6 protein-coding genes are annotated in these 10,316 nt (G+C 62.7%); 2 read left to right on the plus strand and 4 right to left on the minus strand.

What is annotated here, in order from left to right:
- Nucleotides 1-3: 3 nt before the first annotated feature.
- From MSL71_RS21575 to MSL71_RS21585, 3 genes are read right to left on the minus strand one after another with little or no spacing between them, the layout of a single operon-like run.
- On the minus strand, nucleotides 4-1,413 hold the full coding sequence (locus MSL71_RS21575) for a hypothetical protein (RefSeq protein ID WP_180144761.1): 1,410 nt from the start codon (nucleotides 1,411-1,413) through the stop codon (nucleotides 4-6).
- Between the two features lie 48 nt (nucleotides 1,414-1,461).
- Nucleotides 1,462-1,923 carry a hypothetical protein gene (locus MSL71_RS21580; RefSeq protein WP_180144763.1) on the minus strand — a complete coding sequence of 154 codons (462 nt, stop codon included), beginning with the start codon at nucleotides 1,921-1,923 and terminating at the stop codon, nucleotides 1,462-1,464.
- Nucleotides 1,924-1,938: 15 nt separating this feature from the next.
- Entirely contained in the window at nucleotides 1,939-2,580 is a 642-nt protein-coding gene (locus MSL71_RS21585) for a MotA/TolQ/ExbB proton channel family protein (protein WP_180144765.1), read from the minus strand.
- A 336-nt stretch (nucleotides 2,581-2,916) separates the two neighbouring features.
- Here MSL71_RS21585 and recC point away from each other — a divergent pair, with 336 nt between their 5' ends.
- Together recC and recB are read left to right on the plus strand one after the other, a co-directional pair.
- Entirely contained in the window at nucleotides 2,917-6,162 is a 3,246-nt protein-coding gene (gene recC, locus MSL71_RS21590) for an exodeoxyribonuclease V subunit gamma (protein WP_180144767.1), read from the plus strand.
- Nucleotides 6,159-9,710: an exodeoxyribonuclease V subunit beta gene (recB, locus tag MSL71_RS21595; protein WP_180144769.1), complete on the plus strand. Its 3,552-nt coding sequence runs from the start codon at nucleotides 6,159-6,161 to the stop codon at nucleotides 9,708-9,710. Before recC ends, recB begins: the two co-directional genes overlap by 4 nt.
- A gap of 19 nt (nucleotides 9,711-9,729) precedes the next feature.
- Here recB and MSL71_RS21600 read toward each other — a convergent pair whose 3' ends face one another.
- Complete coding sequence (locus MSL71_RS21600; RefSeq protein ID WP_180144772.1) at nucleotides 9,730-10,287, minus strand: DUF3334 family protein; 558 nt, start codon at nucleotides 10,285-10,287, stop codon at nucleotides 9,730-9,732.
- Nucleotides 10,288-10,316 lie beyond the last annotated feature (29 nt).

Below are 10,316 nucleotides of genomic sequence, written 5' to 3' on the forward strand. Positions count from 1 at the left end.
GGGTTACATCGTCCTCCGTGGCAGCGACCGCTCAAGGGCGGACACCACCTCAAACGTGGCGTCGTTGGGTTCAAAGCTGAGAAGGGCCGTGGGTGGGGCTCCGTTTTGGATGACCACCGTGCAGGTGTACCCCCTTATGCGGAAGGTGTACGGGCTCTTCTCCGGACTCATGTGGCGGGCTTTTCGGTAAATTTCCTCCTTGAGGCTCGTGACGCGCAGCGAGTGGTCAAGGGTGCTCCCCCGGATGGTGACCAGGGTATGGATATCCGGCGTTTCGCCTGCAGAGGGCGTCGGGACCGGCCCCGTGGGCAGGCCTTCCGGAAGCGCGGTCAGAGACGGGCGCCGGGGGCGCGACTCTCCCTGGGTCGGCGTGGTACCTGCGGAGGCGGACGCCAGGGGCAAGGCTGCCGGGCCCTGTGTCGGTGCCGGGGCAAGCCCCTTGAGGGCTGCACCCCGTCGTGGTCCCGGGGCCTCCATGGATGTCGGCGGGGCTGCGCTGTGGACCGACGGGGCCGCGAGCTGGGTCAGGACGGGCGCAGGGCCGGAGCGTCTGGGTGTCCCCCCAAGGGCCGGGGAGGGGGACGGCGTTTTGGATCGGCCCATGGGCATTGCGGCAGGTGCATCTGAGAGGGCCAGGGGCGTGAACCGCTTTTGAGGGAGCGTTTCCGGGACGGTTGCAGGGGCCTTATGAGCCGGTTTCGTGATGACCGGGGACAGGGCTGCCTTGGGCTCGGGCACGGCTTTGTGGGGACGGTGCGGCGCGGGGTCCCGAAGGGGCTGCCGGGGGGCCCGGGCAGAGAGGGCCAGGGGCTGCGGCTGCGCAGTGGAGAGCACAGGGGCTGCTTTTGGCTTCAACTCTCTGGTCACCGGCTGCATTGACCGGGGCGACGGAGTGTGGGGGGCCGGGATCGCAGGTGTTGGCTTCATACGGGTCGGGGGCCGCATCTCGGGCTGGGGCCGGTGTGCTGGTGCCGGGGTGGCAAGGGCTTTGGGGGGAGGGGCCAGGGGCATCTTGGGTGGCGGTACCAGCAGGCGGGGCTTTGCCTTCACGGGTAGAGGCGGCTCCTTGGGGAGGGCCGCAGGGGGCTCCATGATGCGTTTGAGCTCCTTTTTTCTGGGCTCGGCACGTTTTTTTGCCGCGTCTTTCACCACCTTGAAGAAGCTGATCTTTTTTTCCACCGTGGGCTCGGGCAGGGGCTCTGTGCGCGGGATGACGATGATGGTTCGGGATCGGGTCAGGGAGAGGGGTTCGTTGAAGAGGAGCTTGTGCACGGCAAAACAGGTCAGGGAGATCAGCAGGAGCATCAGCGAGGGGCTCACAAGCCATTCGCGGCGAGCGCCACGGGCGACGGTTCCCGGCATGGTGATGCGGGCGGAGCCGTAACCGTAATATTGCATGGGAATGGTGCGCATGACGAATTCCGTCCCCTCTTTGTCTGATCTCTTTTTCCGGTCCGGGCCCTAGGGCATCCCGGAGATTTTTCGGACTGTGACGCGTTTGCCGTGGTCGTCGTAGATTTTTTCGATGAGGGACATGGCCATCAGGGTGTCCTTGCTCAGGGAAAACTGGTCCGGAACCAGCATGGGGCGGTTTTTTCCTTCCCGGAGCATCTGTGTCAGGCGGTCGCTCAGGTCCTGGGCGTTCAACGTGCGCTCATCGGCGTGGAGCACGCCGTCCACCACCGTCACCAGTTGAAACGGCGTGGTTTCGGGGATGGTGGGCTTGAGGACACGGATCTGGTACGACACCCGGGGCTGGTCCAGGCTGGAAATGGTTTGGGCATCCACCACCTTGGGGATGGTCATCTCGCCGATGTGAACGGGATTTCTGCCGATGGTGGAGGCCTGGGTAAAGGCGATGAGGAGCAGAAAAGCCAGGTCGGCAAAGGAGAAGAGCCAGATTTTTGAATCGTCGTATCTCATGGTGCTCGCCGGATGTTATGGGGTGGTGGCCGCGTCTGCGGCCAGAGGGACGTCTTCCGTTACCGGGGCCGTCATCTCACAAATGGATTGATGGTACCCAAGGGCCCGTTCAATGCGGGAGGTGGCCAGGTTGATGAGGCTTTTTTTGAACACCTCGAGGATCACGAAGCAGGTGAGGGCGATGAGGGTGGTGAAGAGGGCCACTCCGAGCCCGGTGGTGTTGAGGTCGCTGTTGGGATCTCCCTTGGCCAGGAAGATCATGATCATCCCGAAAATGGTGCCGATGAACCCCATGGGGGGGAGCAGGTTGGTGATCATGGTGATTTTGTTGATGTAGCGGGTGTGGTAGGTGTTTTCCATCATCTGGTGGGTGGCGTCGATGAGGAACGAGACCGGGTAGGCCGTGGTCTTATGCTCGTCGTGGGCGGACCGGAGGGTCTTGACGGCGGCGGTCATCAGGGGATCATCGAGGGTTGCGGGGTCCGCCGCCAGGGCCATGAGTTCGCTCTCCTTCACCAGGCGGGCATGGCGATAGGCCAGGACAATCAGCCACAGGGCGTTGAGGAACAGCAGGGTACTGCCGATGTACACCACCCCCTGAACAAGGTCGCTGATGAGGTTGGGGTAGAGTTTGAAGATGTGAACGATAAATTCCATACGGCCTCGGGGTGTGGGTTGTCGGTGGAGCGTAAGCTGCGCTGCGCGTGCCGTGATGCCCTCTTGCGAAGGTGTTGCCGTGTTGTTGGTGTGAAATATATGTTCTCTGTGTAATCATTGTAAACTCAGGTAAGCAAATTAGGTGATAAGGCCTGTATTGTCAATACTATTTTGGGTTCGAGCCTGCTGTAGCGGGCCTCTCGGCCCGGGTGGCCCCGTAGCGGTAACATGGAGGCGGAGTCAAAATGGCATCTTGCGTCCGTGGGGCGCAAGTGGCATATCAACACAAGGCTTACCTTAACGATGAATTATTGACGGTATCGGAGACCAACGCGCATGGACGCTGGATTGAATCTGTTTACGGGGAATCGCCTGGAAATCCTTGCCATGGGGCTCTCCAAGATCCTGGAAGCCCCCACGGGCAACCCCTTGAAAGAGGACGTGGTGGTGCTTCAGAGCCAGGGCATGGCCCGATGGCTCTCCCTGGCCCTTGCCCGCAACAACGGGATCTGCGCCAATGTGCGCTGGCGGTTTCCCAACGCCTTTCTCCAGGATATGTTTGCCCTGGCCGTGCCGGACCTTGCGGACACCAGGCGGTTTGACGCCAAGAGCGCGGCCTGGAAGATCATGAGGAACCTCTCTGCGTGGACGGCCCAGCCCGCCTTTGCCCAGGTGGCCCATTTTCTGGGCGGGGACGGCGACGCCCTGAAGCGGTACCAGATCTCCGAACTCCTGGCCGACACCCTGGACCAGTACCTGACCTACCGGCCGGACATGATCAAGGAGTGGGAAAAAGGGGAAGGGGATGATTTCCAGGCGATCCTCTACCGGAGGCTCCTTGAGGACCTCGGTTTTCGCCACCGGGTCCACCTGATGGAAGACTTTAAGTCGTGGGTTGAATCTGCTGAAAAAAAAGGTGAAAAAACTCCTGAAAGGGTGTGCGTGTTTGGCATCTCCTCCCTGCCGGAATTTCACATGGAACTCTTCACCGCCCTGTCGGAGGTATGCCAGGTCAACCTCTTTCTGCTCAACCCCTGTCCCCAGTACTGGGGAGACATCCTCTCCGACTCGGAGCAGCGGCGTCTCAAGGAGAAACAGGGCCTCGACCAGGGGGAGGACGAAACCCTTCTCATGGAGGGGGGCAACCCGCTCCTGGCATCCATGGGGGGACAGGGACGTGAGTTTTTCGACATGATGGCCGAACGCGGCCTGGAGGAGTTTCTCCTCTTTGTGGAACCCGAAGGGGAGACCCTGCTGGGGGCTGTGCAGTCCGATATCTATCATCTTCAGGATCGCTCCCGGGGTGATGGGGAGCCCTTTGTCCTGGACCCGTCCGACACCTCCCTGAGCATCCACAGCTGCCACAGCCCCCTGAGGGAGGTGGAGGTGCTGCGGGACGCCATCTTGGCCATGATGGATGAGGACCCGGAGCTGAAACCCTCGGACATCCTTGTCATGGCCCCGGACATCAACACCTATGCCCCCGTCATCGAGGCGGTGTTCAGCAGGCGCGTGGAAGGGGGGATCCGTATTCCCTTTTCCATTGCCGACCAGGCCAACGGCAGCGGGGACCGGGCCGTGGAGGCCCTTCTCCTTCTCCTGGACCTTGCCGGGTTCCGGTTTGAGGCCGGGGGTGTTCTGGAGCTTCTGGAGAACGACCGCATCCGAAGCGCTTTTGCCGTGGACGAGGGGGATCTGGAACGGGTGGGCAGCTGGATCCGGGAGACCTCGGTCCGCTGGGGCGTGGACGGCTCCCAGCGCGGGGCCGAAGGCTTTTCCCCCTTTGACGGCAACAGCTGGAAGGCTGGCTTTGACCGGCTTTTCACAGGGTATGCCGTGGGGGACAAAGAGGCGGCCCTCTATGACGGGATCCTTCCGGCCGGTCCGGTGGAGGGGGAACACGGGGCGCTCCTGGGGCGCCTGAACTGGTTCCTGTCCAGTCTGACCGCCTATGTCAAGGGCCTTGAAACATCCCGGACCGCCCGGGAGTGGGTCGATTTTTTCGAGTGGGTCCTGGGGACCTTTCTCACCGATGACGAGGGGGCCGGAGAAGGGCTCCAGGGGATCCGGGACTGCCTGAACCGCATGGGCGATGCCGCGGAGGAGGCGGAAAACGGAGAACCCGTGGAGTATCCCGTGGTGCGCTTTATCCTCAAGACCGCCCTGGCCGCACCGGACCCGGTATCCGGCTTTATCACCAGCGGGGTCACCTTCTGCGCCATGCTCCCCATGCGGAGCATCCCGTTTCGGGTCATTGCCATCCTGGGCATGGGCCACGGCACCTTTCCGCGCCAGCACAAGGCCCCGGGTTTTGATCTCATCGCCGCCTCCCCGCGCAGGGGGGACCGATCCCGGCGGAAGGACGATCGTTACCTCTTCCTGGAGATCCTTCTTTCGGTGCGGGAGACCCTCTGGGTGAGCTACACCGGTCAGAGCATCCGGGATAACAGCACCCTTCAGCCCTCGGTGCTGCTCTCCGAGCTTCTGGACTACGTGGATGGCATGACTGGCGGGGCGGCCTCGGAGCAGGTTGTGGTGGCCCATCCCCTGCACCCCTTTTCCGGCAGCTGTTTCCAGCCCGGTGATTCCCGGCTGTTTACCTTTGATGCGGCCAGTCGCCGTGTGGCAGGCCGCATGGCCCAGGTACCGGTGCCGCCTCCGCCCTTTGCACGTCTTGCCGATCCGGACAGCGCACCAGTCCTGCCCCCGGGGCTCTCCCTGGAGGCCCTGGAGGCGTTTCTTGCCCACCCCTGCCGGTATCTCCTTCGGGAGGGGCTCGGCATGGAGCTGGGGGCAGGGGAGGAGGCCCCGGAGAGCTGCGAACCCTTTACCCTCACCGGTCTGGATCGGTATCGGGCCGGGACCTTTCTGTTTGAACGGGCCCTGAAGGGGGACGCTTTGGAAAAAGCCCAGGGCGTGGTCTCCGGCATGGGGATCCTTCCCAGGGGGGAAGTGGGGGCCCACCTGCTTCGGGAACTGACCCATGAGGCGGGGGCCGTGGCCGAGGCCGTGGCATCCCTGGTGGATGGAAACGAACCCTGGGTGGAGCGACGGTGGGCTGAAGTTTCCGGTGTCGCTCTGTCGGGCGAGGTGGGGCCCTTTTTTGGGGAGACCCTGGTGGCGGGTCGCTTCGGCAAGGTCCGCAGCAGGGACCTGATCTCCGCCTGGGTGCGCCTCCTTATGGCCGCCGAGTCCGGCATGGCCGTGTCCCGTGCCGTTGTGGTGGGGCTGGATCGCAAAACCGGAGGGGCAGAGATCGCCTCCATGGTGGTGCCCCCCAATCCGAGGGCGTGTCTGGAAGACCTTGTCCGGCTCTTTGCCGCAGGGGAGGGGGCGCTCTTGCCCCTGTTCCCCCTTGCCTCCGAAACCTACGCCCGGGAGCTGGCAAAGACCCGGGATGAGGCAAAGGCCATGGCAAAGGCACGCTCCGCGTTTTACGGAAACGCCTTCTCCGTAATGGCAGACCTCAACGATCCCTGGATACGGACGGCGGTGCGGGGACGGGATCCCCTTGCGGAGCCCGCCTTTGCGCGATGTGCTGAACTTCTTTTCCGCCCCATGCTGGAGGCAAGCGATCAATGACACATACCCTGGTAACCCTGGATCTTTCAGCCACACCCCTTTCCGGTCGAAACCTCATCGAGGCAAGCGCCGGAACCGGAAAAACCTACACCATCGCCGCCCTGTACCTGCGCCTCGTGGTGGAAGAAAAGATCTCCGTGGACCGCATTCTGGTGGTGACCTTCACCGAAGCCGCCACCCAGGAGCTGGCCGAGCGGATCCGGGGACGGCTGCGCGAGGCCCTCTCTTTCCTGGAAGGGGCGCCCCATGAGGATCCCTTTTACGCCACCCTGTTTTCCGAAAAGGAGGGCCGGGGCGAGGCGGCCGGTCGCCTGAGGGCCGCCCTGCGCAACTTTGACGAGGCCGCCATTTTTACCATTCACGGGTTCTGCAGGCGCCTTTTGTCGGACCACGCCTTTGAAACCGGCTCCCCCCTGGACATGGAACTGGTCACCGACCTGAACCATTTGAAACAGCGGGCGGTGGAGGACTACTACAGGCGTATGGTGGAGGGGGCCTCTGCCCTGTACGCGGCGTGGATCAAGGATCGTAAGATCCTGCCCGAAGGACTCCTGGCGTTTCTCTCCTTCAGTACCCCCTTGTCCCGCATCACCTTTCTGCCCGATTCTGAGCCGTTGCCCGTGGCCGATGTCGAAATGCGGTTTGCCGAGCTTCAGCAACGGGCCGCCCTGGTGTGGGAGAAAGAGCAGGAGAGTGCCCTGGCCATCCTGGCCACAGACCCGGCCCTGAACCGAAACAAGTACCGCAAAGGGGCGGACAAAAAGGCGGGGGCTGCGGCCCGTGCCCTTTTTTCCGGCAGTATTCCCTTTGGCGACACAAAGGACCTGGAGAAGCTCTCCCGGGCCACCCTTCAGGCTGCCGCCAAAAAGGGAAAAGCCGTGGCCGAGAACCCCCTGTTTGAGGTGATGGAGCCTCTGCTGGAAGCCCTGGACGAACTGAAGGCACTCTATGAGGGGAACCTTGTTGCCCACTGCATTGCCCTTGCGCGGTACGTGGACGAGACCATGGACCGGGAAAAGGAGCGGGCCGGAATCATGGGGTTTGACGACCTTCTCTCCCGGGTGGCCGGGGCCCTCGGGGCAAACGGGGGAGAGCGCCTTGCCCGGAGCGTGGGGCAAAACTACGACGCGGCCCTCATCGACGAGTTTCAGGACACGGACCCCGAGCAGTACGAGATCTTTGATCAGCTGTTCAAAGAGACCACCCTGTTCATGATCGGCGACCCCAAGCAGGCCATCTACGGGTTCCGGGGGGCCGATATCTTTGCCTATCTGAGGGCAGCCGGAGAAGCGGAAAAAGGGTACACCCTGGATGTGAACTACCGCAGCACCCGGGGCATGGTGCGGGCGGTCAATACTTTCTTCTCCCGGGGTACCTCCCCCTTTCTCTTTGAGCAGATCCACTTTTCTCCGGTGAAAAGCGCAGGGGACGAGGGCGAAGAGACCCTGACCATAGACGGATCACCGGTGAGTGCCATGGTGGTCCAGCGGTTCGAGGCAGGGGAAAAACCCCTCTCCAAGGAGGCGGCTCAGAACCTGTGCATCGACCTGTGCGGCTCCGAGATGGTTTCGTTGCTCAGCCTGGGGCGCCAGGGCAGGGCCTGCATCGGTGACGCGCCCCTCTCCGAAAAGCATGTGGCGGTGATCGTGCGCACCAACGACCAGGCCCGGGCCGTGAAAAACCACCTGACCTCCCTGGGAATCCACGCAGTTCTCTACAGCTCCGGCAACATCTTTGACAGCGAGGAGGCCGAAGAGACCGTCCTGTTCCTTGCTGCCTGTCTCCGGCCCTGGCGCCTCTCCCTCATCAAGGCGGCCCTTGGGACCACCCTCATGGGCCTGGATGCCGACACCCTGGCCGCCCTGGACGGATCACCCCGGGACTTGGAGCGCTGGAGCGTTCGTTTTGCCGAGTGGCATGCCCTCTGGAAGGAGGACGGGTTCATGGGCATGATCCGGGGCTTCATCAAGGCGGAGGAACCCTATGAACGCCTTGTGGGTATCACCGAGGGCGAGCGCCGTGTCACCAACATGCAGCACCTCATGGAGCTGTTGCATCGGGAGTCCGTTTCAAGGCGCCTCTCACCGGAGGGTCTCTTGAGGTGGCTGTCCCATATGCGGGATCCGGCCTCGCCGAGGCTGGAAGAGCATCAGCTCCACCTGGAGAGCGACCGCACGGCCGTGCAGATCGTCACCATCCACAAGAGCAAGGGCCTGGAGTACGGCGTGGTGTTTCTGCCATTCCCCTTCATGGGGTACCGGGAGCCCAAGGGCGGGGCGCTCTATCACGGAGAGGAGGGGCGTCTGGTGTACGACGCGGGTTCCGAAGAGCTGGAAGAGCACATGGCCCTGGCCGCCGGGGAATCCCTGGCCGAAGAGCTTCGCCTGCTTTACGTGGCCCTCACCCGGGCAAGGCACCACATGGTGATCCCCTGGGGCCGGGTGAAAGGCATGGAGCGCAGCGCCATGGCCCGGCTCCTCCATGCCCCGGAGAGCGCAAGCGCCCCGGAGGCGGCCTCCCTTGTCAGCGCCCTGGGCGAACACGAGCTGGCCACCCATCTCCACGAGGTGGCTGCCGCGTCCCAAGGGGCCGTGGATGTCCGACTCTGTGAGCCGGAAGAGGAGGTGCAGACCCTGTCCTTCAAGGAAGACAGCACCGAGCTGGCACCGGCGCGCCGTTTTGGGGGGACCCCGCCGGAACCCCGGGTGGTCACCAGCTTTTCCGGGCTTGCCTCTTCGGGCAGGGAGAGCGGCGAGGCCGATCACGACGCCAGGGCCCACGCAAAACCCGACGACGAGATTCCCCCTGAAGGCATCTTTGCCTTTCCCAAAGGGGCCACGCCGGGCACTTTCATGCATACCCTGTTCGAGACCATCCCCTTTGACGCGGACGATGAAGCCAGGGATGCGGCCTGTGCCGACCTGCTCTCCCGGCACGGGTACGACCCGGAGGACTGGGAAGAGCCTGTCTCCACCATGGTGGCCCAGGTGCTGTCAACACCCCTTGAATCCTTTGGCACCCCGTTTGTCCTGAGGGAGGTGTCGGCCGGTTCACGTCTCCACGAGATGGAGTTCACCTTTCCCCTGAAACGCGTCAGCGCAGAGGCCTTAAACGAGGTTCTGAACCGCTGGGGCTACGGCTCCTTTGACGATGGGGAGCTCATCATGGAGGGGCTTCGTTTTTCCCCTGTGCAGGGGTACCTCAAAGGGTTTGTGGATTTGATCTTTCAGGTGGGGGACGGCTTCGGCATCATCGACTGGAAGTCCAACCATCTGGGAAACAGCCCGGAGCGCTACGGAAAAGAGGCCCTGGCAAGGGCCATGGGGGAGCACCACTACGGGCTTCAGTATCTTCTCTATACTGTGGCCCTCAACCGCCACCTCGCCCTGAAGCTGGGCGAGGCCTACGATTACGATACCCACATGGCCGGGTCCTGGTACCTGTTTCTCCGCGGGGTGGACGGAACCGGCAACGGGGTCTTTTATGACCGGCCCGAAGAGGGGTGCATCCGGGAACTCGATGAGCTGCTCATTGAATGCCAGGCCTGAGAAACAGCCTCCGCCACGTTTATGACGGGCGCTTGAAATCGGGCAGGCGGGTGAACTTGGTCTGTTCCAGGGCCAGTTCGGCCTGGAAGCGGTCGTTGTCGATGGAGAAGGCCAGGCGCCGGTTCTCGTGGTAGTCCGCGTCGATGGTAAGGGTGATGGCGCTGGTGAGGGCCAGGACCTTGGGCTGGCCCCGGAGGATGGAGAGACCGAATTCGGTTTCGATGAGGCGGGTGAAGTCACCCACCACCTGGTTGAAGATCTCACCGATGCTGTCCGTTACCTCGTTGGAGGTGAAGTCCTTGACGAGGTCGCCTTCGGGGATGCCCATGGAGGTCATGTAGCTTCGGTAGAGCTTGACGGCGGTGCGGTCGTTGAAATTAAAGACAATAAGCCCGTTGAAATCACCGCTGAGCTGCACAAAGCAGCTGATGTCGGGCCGCATGATGAGCTTGGGGATGGTCTGGAGGGTCCCTGCGCACGCAATGGTCTTTCGGGTGCTGATTTCCAGCACATGGGACACCGCTTCGGAGAGGACGGCGGCGATGATGTCGATGGTCGATGATTCTTCAAGCTTCATGATTATGCCTGTCGTACTGATGGGTTAAG

Origin of the sequence: Desulfoluna butyratoxydans (assembly GCF_900699765.1) — a bacterium.
Classification (GTDB): domain Bacteria; phylum Desulfobacterota; class Desulfobacteria; order Desulfobacterales; family Desulfolunaceae; genus Desulfoluna; species Desulfoluna butyratoxydans.